This window comes from Salinactinospora qingdaonensis (genome assembly GCF_039539445.1).
Lineage (GTDB): Bacteria > Actinomycetota > Actinomycetes > Streptosporangiales > Streptosporangiaceae > Salinactinospora > Salinactinospora qingdaonensis.
In genome coordinates this window covers 149,575-169,007 of sequence record NZ_BAABDD010000001.1, presented here as the reverse complement: position 1 = coordinate 169,007, position 19,433 = coordinate 149,575, and the positions used below count along the sequence as shown (strand labels likewise).

15 protein-coding genes are annotated in these 19,433 nt (G+C 68.4%); 13 read left to right on the top strand and 2 right to left on the bottom strand.

All coding sequences use genetic code 11. From position 1 onward, the window contains the following. Positions 1-8: 8 nt before the first annotated feature. The 11 genes from mreC (at position 9) to proB (ending at position 15,495) form a co-directional block, all read left to right on the top strand. The gene (gene mreC, locus ABD848_RS00700; RefSeq protein ID WP_344966266.1) at positions 9-1,046 is read left to right on the top strand and encodes a rod shape-determining protein MreC; all 1,038 of its coding nucleotides are present in this window, start codon (positions 9-11) and stop codon (positions 1,044-1,046) included. Beyond that, positions 1,046-1,591 carry a rod shape-determining protein MreD gene (gene mreD / locus ABD848_RS00695; RefSeq protein WP_344966265.1) on the top strand — a complete coding sequence of 182 codons (546 nt, stop codon included), beginning with the start codon at positions 1,046-1,048 and terminating at the stop codon, positions 1,589-1,591. Before mreC ends, mreD begins: the two co-directional genes overlap by 1 nt. Next, a complete protein-coding gene (gene mrdA / locus ABD848_RS00690) occupies positions 1,591-3,747 on the top strand; it encodes a penicillin-binding protein 2 (RefSeq protein ID WP_344966264.1) in 2,157 nt (718 codons plus the stop codon). Before mreD ends, mrdA begins: the two co-directional genes overlap by 1 nt. Before the next feature lie 60 nt (positions 3,748-3,807). Beyond that, positions 3,808-4,989: a rod shape-determining protein RodA gene (gene rodA / locus ABD848_RS00685; protein WP_344966263.1), complete on the top strand. Its 1,182-nt coding sequence runs from the start codon at positions 3,808-3,810 to the stop codon at positions 4,987-4,989. 245 nt (positions 4,990-5,234) lie between these two features. After that, the gene (locus ABD848_RS00680) at positions 5,235-7,169 is read left to right on the top strand and encodes a TIGR03960 family B12-binding radical SAM protein (protein ID WP_344966262.1); all 1,935 of its coding nucleotides are present in this window, start codon (positions 5,235-5,237) and stop codon (positions 7,167-7,169) included. Between the two features lie 597 nt (positions 7,170-7,766). Then, positions 7,767-8,558 carry a TIGR03936 family radical SAM-associated protein gene (locus ABD848_RS00675; protein WP_425567382.1) on the top strand — a complete coding sequence of 264 codons (792 nt, stop codon included), beginning with the start codon at positions 7,767-7,769 and terminating at the stop codon, positions 8,556-8,558. 155 nt (positions 8,559-8,713) lie between these two features. After that, the gene (locus ABD848_RS00670; RefSeq protein ID WP_344966261.1) at positions 8,714-11,917 is read left to right on the top strand and encodes an Rne/Rng family ribonuclease; all 3,204 of its coding nucleotides are present in this window, start codon (positions 8,714-8,716) and stop codon (positions 11,915-11,917) included. A gap of 212 nt (positions 11,918-12,129) precedes the next feature. Further along, positions 12,130-12,441 (top strand): 50S ribosomal protein L21, encoded by a 312-nt coding sequence (gene rplU / locus ABD848_RS00665; protein WP_344966260.1) that lies wholly within the window; start codon positions 12,130-12,132, stop codon positions 12,439-12,441. 15 nt (positions 12,442-12,456) lie between these two features. Then, a complete protein-coding gene (gene rpmA / locus ABD848_RS00660) occupies positions 12,457-12,717 on the top strand; it encodes a 50S ribosomal protein L27 (protein ID WP_344966259.1) in 261 nt (86 codons plus the stop codon). A gap of 141 nt (positions 12,718-12,858) precedes the next feature. Beyond that, the gene (gene obgE, locus ABD848_RS00655; RefSeq protein ID WP_344966258.1) at positions 12,859-14,223 is read left to right on the top strand and encodes a GTPase ObgE; all 1,365 of its coding nucleotides are present in this window, start codon (positions 12,859-12,861) and stop codon (positions 14,221-14,223) included. Positions 14,224-14,376: 153 nt separating this feature from the next. Beyond that, positions 14,377-15,495, top strand: a complete 1,119-nt coding sequence (gene proB / locus ABD848_RS00650) for a glutamate 5-kinase (protein ID WP_344966707.1) — start codon at positions 14,377-14,379, stop codon at positions 15,493-15,495. Between the two features lie 484 nt (positions 15,496-15,979). Here proB and ABD848_RS00645 read toward each other — a convergent pair whose 3' ends face one another. Both ABD848_RS00645 and ABD848_RS00640 read right to left on the bottom strand, forming a co-directional pair. Then, complete coding sequence (locus ABD848_RS00645) at positions 15,980-17,227, bottom strand: SGNH/GDSL hydrolase family protein (RefSeq protein WP_344966257.1); 1,248 nt, start codon at positions 17,225-17,227, stop codon at positions 15,980-15,982. A gap of 570 nt (positions 17,228-17,797) precedes the next feature. Beyond that, a complete protein-coding gene (locus tag ABD848_RS00640) occupies positions 17,798-18,118 on the bottom strand; it encodes a hypothetical protein (protein WP_344966256.1) in 321 nt (106 codons plus the stop codon). A gap of 235 nt (positions 18,119-18,353) precedes the next feature. Here ABD848_RS00640 and ABD848_RS00635 point away from each other — a divergent pair, with 235 nt between their 5' ends. Next, positions 18,354-19,145 carry a helix-turn-helix domain-containing protein gene (locus ABD848_RS00635; RefSeq protein ID WP_425567381.1) on the top strand — a complete coding sequence of 264 codons (792 nt, stop codon included), beginning with the start codon at positions 18,354-18,356 and terminating at the stop codon, positions 19,143-19,145. Positions 19,146-19,151: 6 nt separating this feature from the next. Continuing rightward, positions 19,152-19,406: a DUF397 domain-containing protein gene (locus ABD848_RS00630; RefSeq protein WP_344966254.1), complete on the top strand. Its 255-nt coding sequence runs from the start codon at positions 19,152-19,154 to the stop codon at positions 19,404-19,406. Positions 19,407-19,433: the final 27 nt, after the last annotated feature.

The window sequence follows — 19,433 nt, the reverse complement described above, 5'->3', positions numbered from 1 at the left end:
CGCCCGGAATGCTGCGTGACACCTCCCGTTCGCGCCTGCTACTGGGCGTACTGATCGTGCTTTCCATCGCGCTGATCGTTTTGGATTCGCGCGAGGGCGGCCACCCCGTGACCGCGGCTGCCCGCTCGGCGGGAAGCGCTGTGTTCATGCCCGCGGCGAAGAGCGTCTCGACTGTGGCCGAGCCCGTCACCGGTTTCTACGAAACGCTCGCCGCCGCTCCTGACGCCCGTAGGCGCATCGCCGAGCTGCGGGAACGCAACACCGAGCTTTCCCGCCAATTGGCGGCCCGTGACAACGACGAGGGCCGGATGCGTCAACTGCGCACGCTGCTGAACCTTTCGGGCCGCGGGGGCTACACCATCGTGCCGGCCCACGCTGTCACTCGGCTTACGGTGCAGGGCTACGGCGATACCGTCACCCTCGACGTCGGCCACGCCGACGGGGTGCGTTCCAACATGACGGTGGTCAACGGCCAGGGGTTGGTGGGCCGTGTCGTCAAGGTCAGCCAGCACACCTCCACGCTGCTGCTCATCACCGACACGGGCTCGTCGGTGGGAGCGCGGTTGGAGGGCTCAAAGGAGATCGGGATGATCACCGGCCGGTCGCACACGGTCGGTAAGGAATCGATGCTGGGCTTTGAACTGATGGACGCCACGGCCAGCGTCAGCAAGGGAGAGCGGATCGTCACGCTCGGCTCGTATCGGCAGGTGCCCTTCGTGCCGGGGGTGCCGGTGGGCACGGTCGACCACGTCGAGGACACGCCCGGCGCGTTGACCCGCACCGCCAAGGTCATCCCGGCGGTCGACTTCAGCCGCCTCGACATTGTCGGGGTCGTCGTGGAAGGGCCCGCGACCGATCCGCGTGACTCCCTGCTGCCACCCAAGCCCGAAGAGCCCACCCGCCCCACCTCCGAGCCTAGTGCTGAGCCCGGTGTCCAGGCGAGCGCGAGCCCAGAAGCCGACTCTGCGGAGCGTTCGCCCCGCCAGACCGAATCAGAGCAGGACCCCAGCGCGTCACCGTCCGAACCCGCCAGGAGGCAAGACTGATGGGGCGTACCGCCAGTGCCGTCATCGCCATCGTGTTCGCTGTCCTCCTCCAGTCGGCCCTTGTCAACCGATTGCCCCTTCCCTGGGGGGTGGGCCCCGACCTCGTCGTGCTCGTCGTTACGGCTCTGGCACTGCGCGCCACGCCCAGTGCCGGCGCACTCGCCGGGTTCACCGCGGGGCTGGCCATGGATGTCATGCCGCCCGCCGAGCATGAGATCGGTCGCTACGCCCTCGTGCTGGGCGTGGCCGGCTACATGGTGGGCTCGCTGCGCGACACCTCATGGCGCTCGGGCCTGTGGCCCTATGGCGTGGCCGCGATGGCTGTTTTCGGCGTCGCGCTGGGGTATGCCTTTGTCGGCGCGATCCTGGCCGATCCGCGCGTCTCACTGAGTTCGACCCTGACCCTTGGCGGGCTCAGCGTGGTCATGACGATGCTGGTCAGTCCCCTTGTGCTCACCCCGATGCTCAAGGTGATGCGCCGGCTCAACCGTGATCGGTTCGGCCCGATCGGTGAGGCCCCCTGGATCGAGGGGGTCCTACGTTGATGAGACTGAAGGTGAGGTTTCCCGAGGCCACACATCCGCGCCACAAGCGTCCCAGTCAGACGGGACCGCTCGTGGCGCAGATCTTGGTTGTGCTGCTGTTGGCGGTGCTGGTCGCACGGCTGGGCTACCTCCAGGGGCCAAGGAGCGAGCACTACGCCCAACTAGCCGCGGCCAACCACACCCAAGGGCTGGTCGTCCCCGCCACGCGAGGGTTGATCCTCGACGGGGTGGGGCGTCCCCTGGTGCGCAACCACACTCAACTGGTGGTCTCGGCCAACTACCACAAGCTGGCCGACCAGCCCGACGGCGGCGCTGCACTGCTGGAGCGCGTGGCCGAAGTGATCGATGAGCCCGCCGAAGAGCTGCGCAAGCGCGCGCGGCTGTGCGGCCCCGAGGTCAGCCGCCCCTGCTGGCCCGGCTCGCCCTACCAGCCCATCACCCTCGCTGAGGACGTCGATCCGCGGGCAGCGTTGCAGATCATGGAGCGCAAGGAAGACTTCCCCGGGATCTCTGCCCAGCAGCGCGCCGTGCGCGAGTACCCCTACGGTGACAACGCCGCGCAGTTGTTGGGGTACCTGCAACCGGCCACCCAGCAGGAGCTGGAGGAGCGCGAGGACTTGCACACCAGCTTCAGCGGGGTGGAACTGGTGGGCCGCGACGGGCTTGAGGCCGTCTACGACGACCGGTTGCGCGGCTCTTCAGGGGCGCGCAGGTTCACCGTCGACAGCCGGGGCAACGTCAACGACGTGCTCACCCACGAGCCGCCCGAACCCGGACAACACCTTGTGACCAGCATCGACGCTAGGGTGCAGCAGGCTACGCAGGACGCGCTCAAGGCGGGGATCGCCAGGAGCCGTGACGCCGGCTACCCGGCCGACTCCGGCGCCGCCGTCGTCATGGACGTGCGCACTGGCCGGGTCGTGGCCGTGGCTAGCCTTCCCACCTACGACCCCACGATCTGGCACGGCGGTATCGATCAGCGCACCTATGACGAACTGCTTTCGGAAGAGGCCGGAGACCCGCTCGTCTCCCGCGTGGTCCAGGCCCAGTACCCGGCGGCCTCCACGTTTAAAGTGGCCTCGGCCGCTGCCGCGCTGGAAAACGGCACCGACATGGACGGCTCCTACAAGTGCCCGAGTTCGGTCACGATCGGGGATCGGGAATTCCACAACTACGAGAGCAGCGCCCACGGCAGCATCAGCCTGCACAAGGCCATCGTGGTTTCCTGCAATACCGTCTTCTACCAGTTCGGCTACGACATGTGGAAGGCCGACGGCGGCACCGACCCCGTCGCCAACCCCAAGAACCCGATGCAGACCATGGCCCGCGGTTTCGGCTTCGGTGAGCCCACCGGAGTGGATTTGCCCTATGAGGCCGACGGGCGCGTGCCCGGACGGGAGTGGAAGCGCCAGTACTGGGAGGAGACCAAAGAGGGGGCGTGTAAGCGTGCGGATACGGGCTACCCCGAGATCGCCGAGGAGGACCCTGAACGCGCCGAGTACCTTGAGCAGGTCGCTGAGGAGCACTGTTCCGAGGGGTATGTGTGGCGCGCCGGTGACGCTGCGAACTTCTCCATCGGCCAGGGGGATGTCCTGGTCACGCCGATGCAGATGGTGCGCGCCTACGCCGCTGTGGCCAACGGCGGCACCCTGTGGGAGCCCCGTGTGGGCAAGGCGTTCCTCTCCGCCGACGGTCTCCAGGTCGAACGGATCGAGCCCGTCAAGGTCGGTGAGTTGCCCGTCAGCGACGAGCACCTTGACTACATCCGCGCCGCGCTGACCGACGTTCCCAAGAAGGGCACCGCCGCGAGAGCATTCCGCGGCTTCCCCCAGGACGAGATCTCGGTGGCCGGCAAGACCGGGTCAGCCACCATCGTGGGCAAACGCGAGTCGGCGTGGTTCGCCTCGTATGCGCCCGCCGACGATCCCCGTTTCGCTGTGGCCGTGTTCATCTCCCAAGGCGGCACGGGAGGCGCCGCCGCGGCGCCCGTGGCTCGCCGTGTCTACGAGGCCATCTACGGTTTCGGAGCAGCCGGGGACCGAGACGAGGACGACGCCCAAGCAAAGCCCGCCCTGCCGGGGGGCAAGCCGCCCGAGGAACTGCCCAACGTGCGCCCCGACGGCACCATCGTGGCTCCCGAGGGATACGAGAAGTAGGCCGGAGCCGGCTCGCGGACCCCGCGCACCAGCCCCGGCAGCGACGTCAAGGATGGACCCATGCCGCTGTTCACGAATACGCAGGTCGACAGTGGTGCGCCGTGGGTCGTGCGGACCGCGCTGCTGATCGCCGGGACGGTGCCACGGCGGCTCGACTGGGCCCTCGTGGCAGCAGTGGCCGTGCTTTCGATCGTGAGCACCCTCTTGGTGTGGTCCGCCACGGCGGGGGGCGCCGATCCGAGCACGGCCACGGAGTTTCTCCGCCGCCACCTGCTCCACCTGTGTATCGGCGCCGTGGCGTGTCTGACGGTGGCCGCCATCGACTACCGCGCGCCGCGTGCCTACGCCCCGATCCTCTACACCGCGGGGATGGTCGGGTTGGCGCTGGTGCTGACCCCGTTGGGATCGGTCGTCAACGGCTCCCGCTCCTGGCTGGAGATCGGGGTCTTCCAAGCCCAGCCCGGCGAGGTCGCCAAGATCGCCCTCATCTTGGCTGTGGCCATGCTGCTGGGGGAGCCCAACGACGGCGAGCACGCGCCCACGAGCCGCGATGTGCTGTTCAGCTTGGCCGCACTCGCGGTACCCATGGGGCTCATCCTCGCCCAGCCCGATCTGGGGACGGCGATGGTCTTCGCCGTCGTCTACCTCGGCATGCTCACCCTCTCGGGCGCGCCGCTGCGCTGGGGTGTGGGGGTGGTGCTGTCGGGAGTGGCCGCGATCGCCGCAGTGCTTTGGCTCGGCCTGCTGGAGGACTACCAGATCCAGCGCTTCACCTCTTTCGCCGACCCTTCGGCCGACCCGCGCGGCGCCGGCTACAACGCCAACCAGGCGCTCATCGCGATCGGGTCGGGTGGTTTCAACGGCACGGGGCTCTTCCAAGGGGAACAGACCAGCGGTGAGTTCGTCCCCGAGCAGCACACCGACTTCATCTTCACCGTTGCCGGCGAGGAGTTGGGGTTCCTCGGCAGCGCCGCCATCATCGCGCTCATCGGTTTCGTGATCTGGCGCATCCTGCGGGTGGCCGCCTCATGCCCGCACCCCTATGGCCGGCTGGTTTGCGCCGGGGTGGCCGCCTGGTTCGCTTTCCAATCCTTTGTCAACATCGGGATGACGCTTGGACTGATGCCCATCACGGGCCTGCCGTTACCCTTGTTGTCCTATGGCGGGACCGCCACGATCGCCCAGCTCACGGCGATCGGTCTGGTACTGGCCATCCAGGGCCGCGCGCACAGCTTCGACTAGATTTTGTTTTGGGAAGGTCGGAGAGGGTAAGCGGTGGGCGAAAAGCGGGTGGGCGCGCCCGCTGTCGCCCCGTGGGCTGCCGAGATAGCGAAGTGATCGAGGCACGAGCGAACGAAGAACGCCCTCACGGCTGCGCACCTCAGCCGTTCGAAAAGAACCCAGTGCGCGTTCCCGGCGGCGACCCAGCGGTTAGCCTGGAAGTTTCAAGGAGCCCATCTAGCCATCTTCGCGAAAGGCCCGTTGCCATGCCCGTCGAATCCGTCTTCCCGCGCCTTGAGGAGCTGCTGCCCAGCGTGCAGAAGCCGATTCAGTACGTGGGGGGCGAGCTCAACTCCGTCGTCAAGGACTGGGACGAAGCCGAGGTGCGCTGGGCCCTGATGTATCCCGATGCCTACGAGGTCGGCGTGCCCAACCAGGGAGTCCAGATCCTCTACGAGGTCCTCAACGAGCGGCAGGGCGTGCTCGCCGAACGTAGCTACGCGGTGTGGTCCGACATGGAGCAGCTCATGCGTGAGCACCACATCCCGCAGTTCACCGTCGACGCGCACCGCCCCGTGGCCGCCTTCGACGTCTTCGGCCTCAGCTTCGCCAGCGAGATGGGCTACACTAATCTGCTCACCGCCTTGGATCTGGCGGGGATTCCGCTCCACGCGGCCGAACGTGGCGATGATCACCCCATTGTGCTGGCCGGTGGGCACGCCATGTTCAACCCCGAACCCGTCGCCGACTTCCTCGACGCCGTGGTCCTGGGCGACGGCGAGCAGATCGCCCTGGCCATCACTGAGGTCATCCGCGAGTGGAAGCGCGAGGGGCGGCCCGGCGGGCGCGACGAATTGCTGCTGCGGCTGGCCGGCAGTGGTGGGGTTTACGTTCCCCGCTTCTACGACGTCACCTACCTGCCCGACGGTCGCATCGAGCGCTACGCGCCCAACCGGCCGGGCGTGCCATGGCAGGTGCAAAAGCATACCGTCATGGACCTCGACGACTGGCCCTACCCGAAGAACCCCATCGTGCCTATGGCCGAGTCGGTGCACGAGCGCTACAGCGTGGAGATCTTCCGGGGCTGTACGCGCGGCTGCCGCTTCTGCCAGGCCGGCATGATCACCCGTCCGGTGCGTGAGCGCAGCAAGGAGACCGTTACCCAGATGGTCGACAACGGGGTTCGCTCCTCGGGTTTCCAGGAGGTGGGCCTGCTGTCGCTGTCCAGCGCCGACCACAGCGAGATCGGTGACATGGCCAAGGGGTTGGCCGACCGCTATGAGGGCACCAACACCGGACTCTCGCTGCCCTCCACCCGTGTCGACGCCTTCAACATCGATCTGGCCAACGAACTCACCCGCAACGGCCGCCGCTCCGGGCTGACCTTCGCCCCCGAGGGCGGCAGTGAGCGGATGCGCCGCGTCATCAACAAGATGGTCACCGAGGCCGACCTCATCCGCACGGTCACCGCGGCCTATGCCGCCGGCTGGCGGCAGGTCAAGCTCTACTTCATGTGCGGGTTGCCCACCGAGACCGACGAGGACGTGCTCGCCATCGCTGATCTCGCCCGTGAGGTCATCAAGACCGGACGCGAGGTCACCGGGCGCAAGGACATCCGCTGCACGGTCTCCATCGGCGGTTTCGTGCCCAAGCCCCAAACCCCGTTCCAGTGGAACGGCCAGACCTCGTTCGAGACCGTCGACGCTCGGCTGCACAAGCTCAAGGACGCGCTGCGCTCTGACCGTCGTTATGGCAAGTCGGTGGGGCTGCGCTACCACGACGGCCAGCCTTCCATCATCGAGGGCCTGCTCTCGCGCGGCGACCGTCGGGTGGGCCGCGTCATCGAGGAAGTCTGGCGCGAGGGCGGCCGGTTCGACGGCTGGAGCGAGCACTTCTCCTTCAAGCGCTGGGTCGCCTGTGCCGAGCGGGCGCTGGCTGAGGAGCCCGTGGATCTCGACTGGTACACCGTGCGCGAGCGTGAACGCGACGAGGTGCTGCCCTGGGATCACCTCGACGCCGGGCTTGACCGCGACTGGCTATGGCAGGACTGGCAGGACGCGTTGCACGGTTCAGATTCGATGGAGGTCGACGACTGCCGCTGGAGCCCCTGCTACGACTGCGGAGTGTGCCCGAGCATGGGCACTGACATCCAGATCGGCCCCTCCGATCCCAGCAAGCTGTTGCCCGTGACACCGGTGTGACGGCTGCGCCCGCCGCTCACGCCGCACGTGTCTGGCCGCTGCGCACGTGTATGGCCCGGCGCCCCGCTCGCGCCGGGCCATACGTCTAGTAAGACGGGTAGGTGCGTCAGGGGGTTGGCATGTCGGGAAGGATTTCTGAAGATTTTTTTCCTCGTTCGTGTCTTGGCAGGTCAGTGCGTTACATGGTGGCAGGGGGAGAGAGTGACGGAAGTTGGCCAGAGTGCCACGGATGAGGATTTGTGGTGGAGTCAATCCTGGAACGGGCTTTTCAACCTCCGCGGCGCGGGGAACAGCACATATGTGTGTGATCCGTCACGGAATGCCGCCTCGCCCAAGGGCTGCTCCCTTCCGCCCCTGTTTCGGCGGCATCGAGCCAATCATCCTCGGGTGATGGCGCAAGGTTCCCGAGACGCACCGTAGGCTGAAAAGGACGTGCTCTCCCGACCGGGTGCGCACCGCGCCGCGCGCAGGAGCCCCAGCGCCGGGAGGAACCAAGGGAAAGGAGTAGCACTGCCCCCCGCAGCAGAGGGCATCACCTCGCCCTCCACCGGCAGCCAGGGACGGCGATTGCGCATGCGCTACGCCAAGCGCGACCGCATGCGTTTCGCCAGCCACCGCGACATCGCCCGCGCGTTGGAACGGGCGGTGCGCAGGGCGCAGGTTCCCATCGCTTTCTCTGGGGGGTTTTCGCCTCACCCCAAGATTTCCTACACGGGGGCGGCCCCTACGGGGGTCGCCAGTGAAGCCGAGTACATGGAACTCACCCTGGCTGAGCCATGTGACGCTGAGCAGGTGCGTACCCGGCTCAACGATGCGATGCCCACCGGCGTCGACATCGTCGAGGTGGTACCGGCTGCTCAGGACGGCCTCGCCGACCGTCTAGAAGCGTCGGAGTGGGAGGTACGGCTGTCCGGCGTCGCCCCTGCTGACGCCGAGGCGGCAGTAGCCGCGTTTTACGCGGCAGATTTCGTCGAAGTGGAGCGTTCCACTAAGAAGGGCCGCCGCCGCTTCGACACGCGCGCGGCCGTTGTACACCTAAAAGTGGACGGACGTGCTAAAACGGAACGACATGAGGGACATGTCATACTCCGCATGGTCGTTCGGCACACCACACCCGCCGTGCGACCTGACGACGTGGTAACCGGTCTGCGCCATGTGGCCGGCTTCGCGCCGCCGTCACCGCCACTGGTGACGCGGCTGGCGCAAGGGCCGCTCGACGAGACCACCGGCGAAATTGCCGATCCGTTCGCCGCGGAGACCGCGGCTCCCCGGCGTGCGGAAAACGGCCGGGCCGAGTCTACGGCACCGGCGGAACCCACCGCCCCTGCCGAGCCCGCGGAGCGGCCACCACGATCGTCGGCGCCCACACGGAGTACACCAGATGTGTGATCTCAACCGGGGAACGTGGGCGACTCTTAAGGACTTTCACCCGGTAGCGCTCACCGCGCTGCCGGCGCCGACATAGTGACGACGGTTCTCGCGTGCAGCGGCACGGCCCACCGGCCGGCGCCGCGCCAGAGAACTTTTGACGGGAGACCGCCCGGATGCTCGAAAACGAGCCCAACAGCGGTGCCGATGGCACCTTGGGGCATACAACAGAAACCACCCACCCCGAAACGTCGCGGACCGAGTCCGCGGAAGGAGGAAGTACGGCCGAGACCGCCGAGACCACCGCGCGCCGTGGCCGCAGCCCGGTCACTCGACCGGCCGGCCCACCGCCTGAGCCCACGGAACAGCCCACGGCGGGGGTGAGCACGCCGTCTGCGGCGGCCACTACCGTCGCCGCCGATACTCCGGTCGAATCGGTGCCCGACGAGACCACGCCGGACACCGCCGCCGCAGCCGAGAGCTCCGCCGAAGCCGCTGCCGAGAGTCCCGCCGAGGCCCCCGACGCCACCCAGCGCCGCTCCAGCCGCACTACGCGCACGCGCACCCGCCGCAGCAGGGCTACCGCCGAGCCCGCGGCGCAGGAGGCCGCTGCCGCGGACACCGCTACCGCCCCGTCCGACAGCGCGGCACGCGCCGAGCAGGACGCCGGCCCCAGCGACGAGTCGGAGGACGCGGCAGGATCGCCCCCTGAGACCACCGTCACGACCGATGCCGAGACCGCCGAGGACGATCAGCCGCAACCGGTGGTGGGCGAGATCTCGGGCGCCTCCGGTGTGACATTCCAGCCGCCGATGGTGGTGTTCCAGCCGCCGGTGGCCCCGGTGTTCAACGGCGCGCCCGTGAGCGAACCGATCACCACCGAGAGCCAGCAGCAGGACACCGAGGCCCCCGACACCGACTCCTCGTCCTCGGCCGCCGAAGTCACCGAGGAGGACCAAGATCGCCCCTCGCGCCGCCGCCGTCGCCGCGGTGGGCGCGGCCGTGGCAAGTCCCGTAGTGGCGAGGAGGCCGCCGAGCAGGACGACGAGGCTGCCGCGACGACCCCCCAGGACCCGGCTGCCCAGCAAGCCGAACCCCAGCCTTCCGCCGCCGGTGAAACCGAGCAAAGCGGCGACGAGGAGACGGAGACCCAGAGCAGCCGCCGGCGTCGCCGCCGGCGCCGGCGTGCCGGAGCCGAGAGCGCTGAGGAGGCCGCGCACACCGACGATCCGCCGAACACGGTCGTGCGGGTGCGCGAACCACGCGACTCCGAGCCCTCGCGGGGCTCCGAGAGCGCGGAGGAATCCAACGGCCAACCCGCCGAGGAGGAAGTGCGCGCCGTCAAGGGCTCCACACGGTTGGAGGCCAAGAAGCAGCGCCGCCGTGAGGGACGCGAGCATGGCCGCCGCCGCGCCCCGATCGTCACCGAGTCGGAGTTCCTGGCCCGGCGCGAGTCGGTCAAGCGCGACCTCATCATCCGCCGCACCGGCGAGCGCACCCAGATCGCCGTGCTTGAAGACGATGTGCTCGTCGAGCACTACGTCGACCGGGTGACCCACAAGTCCTACGTCGGCAACGTCTACCTCGGCCGGGTGCAGAACGTGTTGCCCTCGATGGAGGCGGCCTTTGTCGACATCGGTAAGGGGCGCAACGCCGTGCTCTACGCCGGTGAGGTCAACTGGGACGCCACGGGGCTGGAGGGCCAACCCAAGCGCATCGAGTCGGCGCTGAAGTCGGGCCAGTCGGTGCTCGTGCAGGTCACCAAGGACCCTCTCGGGCACAAGGGTGCGCGGTTGACCAGCCAGATCAGCCTGCCTGGCCGCTACCTGGTCTACGTGCCCGACGGCTCCATGACCGGCATCAGCCGCAAGCTGCCCGACAAGGAGCGCGCGCGGTTGAAGCAGATTCTCAAGCGGGTCATGCCCGAAGACGCCGGTGTGATCGTGCGCACCGCGGCCGAGGGCGCCAGCGAGGAGGAGTTGGAGCGCGACATCCAGCGGTTGGCCGCACAGTGGGCCTCCATCAAGCGCAAGGCCAAGTCGGCCACGGCCCCCTCCCTGCTCTACAGCGAGCCCGACCTGACGATCCGCGTCGTGCGCGACGTGTTCAACGAGGATTTCGCCAGCATGGTGGTCTCGGGGGACGAGGCGTGGGGCACGGTTGAAGAGTACGTCGACTACGTCGCCCCACACCTGGCTGAGCGGTTGACCCGCTGGTCGCAGGAGCGCGACGTCTTCGAGGCTTACCGGGTCGACGAGCAGATCGCCAAGGCGCTGGAGCGCAAGGTGTGGCTGCCCAGCGGCGGTTCGCTCATCGTCGACCGCACCGAAGCGATGACCGTCATCGACGTCAACACCGGCAAGTTCACCGGCCAGGGGGGCAACCTGGAGGAGACGGTCACCAAGAACAACCTGGAGGCGGCCGAGGAGATCGTCCGACAACTACGGTTGCGCGACATCGGCGGCATCATCGTCATCGACTTCATCGACATGGTGTTGGAGAGCAACCGTGACCTGGTGCTGCGGCGCATGCTGGAGTGCCTGGCCCGCGACCGCACCAAGCACCAGGTCGCCGAGGTCACCTCCCTGGGGCTGGTGCAGATGACCCGCAAGCGGGTCGGGCAGGGGCTGCTGGAGGCCTTCTCCACGACCTGCGAGCACTGCAACGGCCGCGGGCTGCACCTGGCAACCGAGCCGATCGAGACCAAGAGCGGCGGCGGTGGCGGCAGCGCCGGCAACGGCCGCAAGAAAAAGGGCAAGGGCGGATCGGGCGCCGAGGACAAGGCGGCCAAGGCCGACACCAAGTCCGACAAGACCGACCGGGGCGAGGCGCAGCGCCAGGAGGACTCCGCCGAGGAGGAGACCGTGGCGCCGGCCGCTGCCGAGGCCGCTGGCGCCGACCAGTCGGAGGAGCCGGCTACCGGTTCGGGTAAGTCCCGCAGTACCGCCAAGAGCAAGCGCTCCGGCAAGACCGCCAAGAGCGGTAAGGCTGCCAAGTCCGAGGACTCCGAGCAGCCCCAGCAGGCCGAGGCGCCGCAGACCGCGGAGTCCGCCGACACCGCCGAGGCGGCTGAGGAGACCGAGAAGGCGGAGAAGAAGTCCTCACGGCGCAGGTCCACCCGCGCCAAGACGGAAGCCGCGGCCCAAGCGCAGCCCCCGGGGGCGGTGGGCACTGCCGCCGACATGGCGGCCACCACCGCTATGTCGACCGATGCCGAGGCCGCGGGCGAGGAAGCCACCGCCGAAACGGCCGAAGCCGGAGAGGAGACCCCGGAGGCTACCGAGACCACGACCGAGCGTCCCCGCCGGCGCCGTACCAGGCGAAGCAGAACCACCTCTACCTCCACCTCCACTGAGTCGGCGGTGGCCGAGGCCGGATGACCGCGCGTGCGGCGGCTCAGGCCGCCGCACGCGGCGTGCTCGCCGGTCGCGGGCAGATGGTAATCTGAATGTCGGTGCGTCGGCGCGCCCCAATCGTTCGCGCGCCCGAGACCTCCGTTCGGAACCCACGCCCGCGCCTGGAGACGCGCGTGGGACGAGACCGCGGTCGATGAAGAGCGCATTTTTCAAGCGAGCAGGAAGAGAGTTTCCCGGTGTACGCGATCGTGCGAGCGGGCGGCCGACAGGAGAAAGTGTCCGTCGATGACGTTTTGAACATCGACCGCATCTCCGAGGAGGCCGGTTCAACGGTGACATGGCAACCGCTGCTTGTCGTCGACAACGGCAAGGTCATCAGCGAGGCCGACCAGCTTGGTGGCTACACCGTCACCGCCGAGGTCCTCGGTGAGGCCAAGGGCCCCAAGATTGACATCATGAAGTACAAGAACAAGACCGGTTACAAGCGGCGTATGGGGCACCGGCAGAAGTACACCCGCGTCCGCGTCACCGGCATCGCCGCGAAGTAGCACGAGGAGTTCGACATGGCACACAAGAAGGGCGCATCGTCCACTCGTAACGGTCGTGACTCCAACGCTAAGCGGCTCGGTGTCAAGCGTTTCGGTGGCCAGCAGGTCAAGGCCGGCGAGATCCTGATCCGCCAGCGCGGTACCCGTTTCCACCCCGGCGACAATGTCGGCCGTGGCGGCGACGACACCCTGTTCGCGCTCGTCGCCGGTGAGGTCGAGTTCGGCCGGTACCGCGGCCGGAAGGCCGTCAACATCGTTCCGGCCCCCGCTGAGTAGGGCCGCGACGCGCACCACACGGATTTACCAAGCGTAGGGCGGGCCAGCCGGACTGGCCCGCCCTACGCGCGTTCGGCCCGCGCAGCGACACCCCCGGGGCGGCCACGCCACCGCTGGCCCCGACAGCACAGAGGAGGTTCCATGCCCGACTTCGTCGACGAAGCGGTCTTGCACATCAAGGCCGGGGACGGCGGGCACGGCTGTGCCTCCGTGCACCGCGAGAAGTTCAAACCCCTGGGTGGGCCCGACGGCGCCAACGGCGGTGACGGCGGCGACGTGATCTTGGAAGTCGACCCGGGCACCGTCACCCTGCTGGAGTACCAGCGCCGCCCGCACCGCAAGGCCAGTAACGGCCGGCCCGGCCAGGGCGGGCACCGTTCCGGCGCCGCCGGCGAGGACCTGGTTCTTGCCGTGCCCGACGGCACGGTGGTCACCACCGCTGATGGGGAGCCCATCGCCGACCTCGTGGGAAACGGCACCCGGCTGGTCATCGCCCGCGGCGGCAAGGGGGGGCTGGGCAACGCCGCCCTGGCCTCGCCCAAGCGCAAGGCCCCCGGGTTCGCGCTCAAGGGCGAGCCGGGCGAACAGCTCGATGTCCGCCTGGAGATCAAGACCATCGCCGACGTCGGCCTGGTGGGTTTTCCCAGCGCCGGCAAGTCGTCGCTGATCGCGGCGCTGTCGGCGGCCCGGCCCAAGATCGCCGACTACCCCTTTACCACGCTCATCCCCAACCTGGGGGTGGTCGAGGCTGAGGCCACCCACTTCGTCGTCGCCGATGTGCCCGGCCTCATCCCCGGCGCCAGCGAGGGCAAGGGGCTCGGTTTGGCTTTCCTACGCCACGTGGAGCGGTGCTCCACTCTCGTGCACGTCCTCGACTGCGCCACCTACGAGCCGGGCCGCGACCCCATCACCGACCTCGACGTTCTTGAGGACGAGCTGGCGACCTACGCCGAGCAGACCGAGATCGATCTCTCCGACCGTCCCCGCATCGCCGTCCTCAACAAGGTCGACGTGCCCGAGGCGCGCGAACTCGCCGACCTCGTCGCCCCCATGCTGCGCGAGCGCGGCATGCGCGTCCTCTCGGTGTCGGCGGCCAGCCGCGAGGGCCTGCGCGAGCTGGCCTTCGCCATGGGCGAGCAGGTCGCGGCGGCCCGCGCCGCCCGCCCCACCCCCGAGCCCACGCGCGTGGTCCTGCACCCCCGCGAGTTGGGGGAGACGCCCTTCCACGTGGTCGCGCTGGGCGACAACACCTTCCGTATCCGCGGCGACAAACCCGAACGGTGGGTGCGCCAGACCGACTTCTCCAACGACGAGGCCGTGGGCTTCCTCGCCGACCGGCTCAACCGGTTGGGGGTCGAGACCGAACTGGCCAAGGCGGGCGCCACCGAGGGGGCGGAGGTCCACATCGGCAGCGACGACGACGCCGTTGTCTTCGACTGGGACAACACCATAGACGCGGACGAGGCCCCGCTCGGCCCGCGCGGCAGCGACTCCCGGCTGGGGTGACGCCGCGCGGGAGGGTTCTCGCAGCCAGCCACCCGGAAACCGGTGCAGCAACCCGACGAGGATGGGGACGTGGACGCGCGCAGCGCACACTCTGACGGGGAAATCGACGACACCAGCAGCGACGAAGCCGCCGCTCAGCCGCCGCGCGTCGAGATGATCGACGCCCAGCGCGTGGTCGTCAAAGTCGGCTCGTCGTCGTTGACCACACCTGACGGCCATATCGACCGGCAGCGCATCCGGGAACTGGTCGACGTGCTCTCCGCCCGCCGGTCGGCCGGCGTGGAGGTCGTGCTGGTGTCCTCCGGCGCGGTCGCCGCCGGCCTGACCCCGCTCGGCCTGGCCACCCGCCCCCGCGACCTGGCGACCCAGCAGGCCGCGGCCAGCGTCGGGCAGGGCCAGCTCGTCGCTCACTACACCGCCGGTTTCGCCCACCACGGGCTCACCGCCGCCCAGGTGCTGCTCACCGTAGAGGACCTGATGCGGCGGGTACAGTACCGTAACGCCCAGCGCACCCTCACGCGGCTGTTGGAGATCGGGGCGGTGCCCATCGTCAACGAGAACGACACGGTCGCTACCCACGAGATCCGTTTCGGCGACAACGACCGGCTGGCCGCGCTCGTGGCTCACCTGCTGCGCGCCGACGCGCTGCTGTTGCTCTCCGACGTTGACGCGCTCTACGACGGCAACCCGAGCCGTCCGGGGACCCGCCGCATCGCCCGCGTCGACGACCCCGCCGACCTCGCCGAGGTCGACATCGGCGGCGCCGGGAAACGCCGCGTGGGCACCGGCGGCATGGTCACCAAGGTCGAGTCGGCGCGCATCGCCACCGAGGCGGGGGTGCCCACGATCCTGACCTCGGCGGCCAACGCCCGCGCGGCGCTGGAAGGCGAGCCGGTGGGCACCTTCTTCACCCCGTCACGGCGCCGCCGGCCCTCGACACGGCAACTGTGGCTGGCCCACGCCACCGCCGGGCGCGGCAGCATCGTGCTCGACCCGGGCGCGGTGCGCGCCGTGGTCGACAAGGGCGCCTCGCTGCTGCCGGCCGGCATCAGCAAGGTCGAGGGCGAGTTCTCCGCCGGCGATCCGGTCGATCTGCGCGACGAGAACGACACCACCGTGGCGCGGGGCCTGGTCACCTACGACTCCGCCGAGATCCCCGACCTGATGGGCCGCTCCACCCGCTGGCTGGCCCGCGAACTCGGCCCCGCCTACGAACGCGAGATCGTCCACCGCGACGACCTGGTGATCCTGGCCCGCAACCGCCGCCGGTAGATGCGGGGTCCGCGCCCGTCACCGCCATGATCACGACGAGTGTTGCCGCTCGGCAACATTGGACCGCCAGAACGACGAGCCACAACACTCGCGATGATCGAACTTCTAGCCGCGCAGGCCCCTGACTTCGGTCGTGGGGTTAGCCGCTTCCGAGATTTTTTCGAACCTGTGTTCGCTGGACTCGGAGCGTCGCGATAACCAAGCGGCATACGCGGCAGGGCATGCCGTGTCAGCCGGACCCCCGCTGCGCGCCCCTGGCGAAGCCCGCGCAGTAGGGGCGGGAGACTTCGCCGTCGGGCGGCCTGGGAAGCAGGAACCGGCGCACCCGCGAGGGCGAGCGCACCAACCAACCTTGCCGTCGGTTGGAATCCCCCGGCTTTAGCCGTGGGGAGGAAGTCAACATGCCCCGATCACCGATGCCCGAAAGCTGCGGGAGAGCAGGCGGGGTGCATGTAATTCGGCGGTCTACCGGCGCAGGGGGGAGTCACGCCCGTCGGTGCTCCCGGGCGCGCTCCGCCGGGGGAGTGAGCAGGGAGAGGTCGACCGCTTCGGCGATGGCGCGGGTGCCGGCGTCGTTGGGGTGGAGGTGGTCGCCGCAGTCGTAGGCAGGGGCCAGCCGCAGCGGATCGTCTTCGGCGGCGGTGGCCGCCGCGAAGTCGATCACCCCGTCGAAGCCGTCGCCGGCGCGCAGCCAGGCGTTGACCTCTTCCCAGATCCGCCGTCGCCGCCCGTCCCACAGAGCCGAACCCTTGAACGGCAGGACCGTGCCGCCCAGCACCCGCAGGCCCGCAGCGTGGCAGCGGCCGGCGATCTCGCGGTAGCCGGCGATGAGGTCGGCGGCGGAGGCGCCGTAGCCGATGTCGTTGACGCCTTCCAGCACGATCACCGTGCGCACACCCGGTTGGGCGAGCACGTCGCGCTCCAGCCGCGCACGTGCGGCGATTCCGTGCTGGTGGCGGCCTTCGCGCGGCTGGAGCAGCCGGTTGCCGCTCAGGCCCGCGTTGGCTACCGACAGGGCGGGCTCGCCGGTCGCGTTCAGCCGCCGGGCCAGGTGGTCGGGCCAGCGGCGGTTGGCATCGCCGCTGCTCATCCCGGTGTCGGTGATGGAATCCCCGAGTGTGACCACCGTGCCGCGCACGTGGGGTGGTGCGAGGACGTCCACGCCGCTGAGCAGCATCCAGCACCAGATCACCGCGTAGCCCGTCCCCGAGACACTGAGCGCCCGATCACCTTGGCTCAGGTAGTTGGTCTGGGCAGTGAAGGGGTGGTTGGTCACCGGTCCGGCCGTGTCGACCACGTGCACGCTCACCAGCAGCTCTGTCAGCGCTTCGGTCGTCAGCGGCGCGGGGTCGCTGCACACGTCCGCGCCCGGCGGGATGGTCGCACCGGGGCGGCCGTCGAAGGTGAGACGGCGCATGCTCTCGGCCACGGTGTTCGCCCCTGAGGCGCGCAGGGCCACCGAGGCGGCGCCGACCTGCACCGCTTCGCTGCCGAAGGCGTTGCTTAGCCGTATCCGCACTTCGGTGCCGCCGACGCTGAGGAAGACGGGGTTGCGCACCGTCTGGTCGCCCAGCCCGTCACCGGCGGGGCACTTCGACTCGGGAATCGTGCAGCCGGCCGTGGGGCTGGCGGCCCAGCTCGCCACCCAGCGCCGCTGGTGCGCCTCCTCCGGGGCGGTGGCGGGATGCTCAGTCGTTACGGGCGTGACCTGCGCCGTTGTCGTGGCTGCCACAGACGTTACGCTGTTCGTCGCATATCGGACTCAATGGGTGACACGATCCCTACTCTAGGGAATCTTCGCCGTTCAGGGGGTGTTTTGTAGTGACTGGGTTGTGCGGGGGGAGTGGGGTGGAAGCGGTGAAGCCCGCCCGCGTGTCCTCCCGCGGCACGTCCCCCGATTTCGAGCCGCGGGAGGGGCGGGGACGGCCGATTGCGGTGCCGGTGTGGCCGTAGAGGGCTTTTCCGGGGGTGTTCGGCCGTGCCGTGAACCGCGTGCCGCTCGCCGTGGCCGGCCATTGGCTTAACTGGTTCAGTGGCGGCTACCCTACATCGCTTTCTCCCTGGTTAGAAGGGTGAGGCCGGTGGTCGTTGCGGGAACTTCACCGACCAAAGTGAACCGGTTCACTCGTTCTGTTTCGGTTGTGTTGTTTCCGCAGGTCGCGGCGAGTGGGACGGTGCGCCTGCGATGAGTCGTGGTGAGTGAGAGCACACGCCGGGATTCCGGCGGGGGCTCCCGCGCACGTCGTGGCGGCCCCGGCCTGCGTCGACGGGGCCGCCACGAAGGGCGCGGAGAGCGGTGAAGCTATGTGATCGCCAGTGTCACGGTGCGCCGGTTGACCACACGCGCGCCGGGCGGCAGCGGCTCGTCCTCGTCCGGCGCGAGGGTGCGCAGCCAGATGGTGGTGTCGCGGGAGTACAGGTCGTGCTTTTCGAGGTGCTCCCACAGTTCGTAGAAGATACCGAGACTGGCACAGGGGCACTGCGGGCCACAGTACGACAGCCGGTGCGGCGGCCTCATGCCGCTCAGCGAGACCCCGTACTCGTCGGGCTCACCGCCCTCGATGACCTCGACCACCGTCGTCGTGAACGCGCTCGGAGGGGGGTGGGTAACGGAAGGAGGCATAGGAAGCTCCAAGGATTAGCAGTGGACACTACGTAGAGTGTCTGTCTAGCTTCACAATATAATTTGAGTCGACTCCCTCTGCAAGACTTACTATTGAGTTGACTTAAATTTCTTGGGGGTGGGGTCTCAGACTACGATCGAACCACTCGCGAGAGACAGAGGAAGAGAGGAACCCGTGGCAGACAGGCACTCGCCAGGGGTACGTCGACGCCGCCTCTCAGCGGCGTTACGACGGCTGCGTGCGGATTCCGGGCTGACTGCCGCTGAAGCGGCCAAGCGACTGGGGTGGGCGTCACCCGCGAAGGTCACCCGCATCGAACGCAACGAGTGGAAGCTGCCCAGACGGAGAGAAGTAGAGGCGATGCTCGACCTCTACGAAGTCACCGGCGAGGAGCGCGAGCACCTGCTCAGTCTCGTAGAGGAGTCCCGCGAGCGCAGCGAATGGCAGAAGTACCAGGACCTCTTCGTGGGGCCGCTGCCCGAGTTCGAGGCGGAAGCGGTGAGGATCAGGACATACGAAGCACTGCTGATTCCCGGCTTGCTACAGACTCCCGACTACGCGGCGGCTGTCTTCCGTGGTGGGCAGGTTGTTGCTTCCAGTGAAATCGACCGTAAGGTCGAAGCTCGTATGGCGCGGCGTCAAGTGTTGGACGCGCCTAAGGGGCCACATCTCACAGCCGTTATCGACGAGGCTGCCCTACGTAAGGTGGCAGGCTCTCGGGTGGTCATGCAGGAACAACTTCAGTTCCTGGCCGGAATGGCCTCACATTACAAAGTTACGGTTATCGTCATCCCTAATCAAGCAGGTACACATGCGGCAATCGATGGCCCCTTCTCACTGATCGATTTCCCTCGCCCCGAGCCAAGCGTTGTCTGTCTCTCCACAGCAGTCGAACCGCTCTACGTTGAAGAGCAGACATATGTCGATCGCTATAGCCTGGTATTCGACCACGCACAGGGGACAGCGCTCAGCGCTGAGCAATCTTTAGAACTGATCAATACCATCGCTGACGAGTTGATCGGGTGAATCCCCATGACCCTGCACTTTTATAAGTCGTCCTACTCGAACTCCTTCGACAACTGTGTGGAGGTCGCCGACATCCTCCCTGCCTTCCGTAAGTCTTCCTACTCCACCTCGCACGACAACTGTGTCGAGGTCGCCGATCTGTCGGCCGGGGCGGCGGTGCGTGACTCCAAGAACCCGGAGTTCGGGCATCTGGCGTTCGCGGCCGAGGAGTGGGCGGCGTTCGTGCGCGCGCTCCGGCGCGACGCCTTCGGCACCTGGTAAACCTGGATGTAATACCCGCACCCTGAG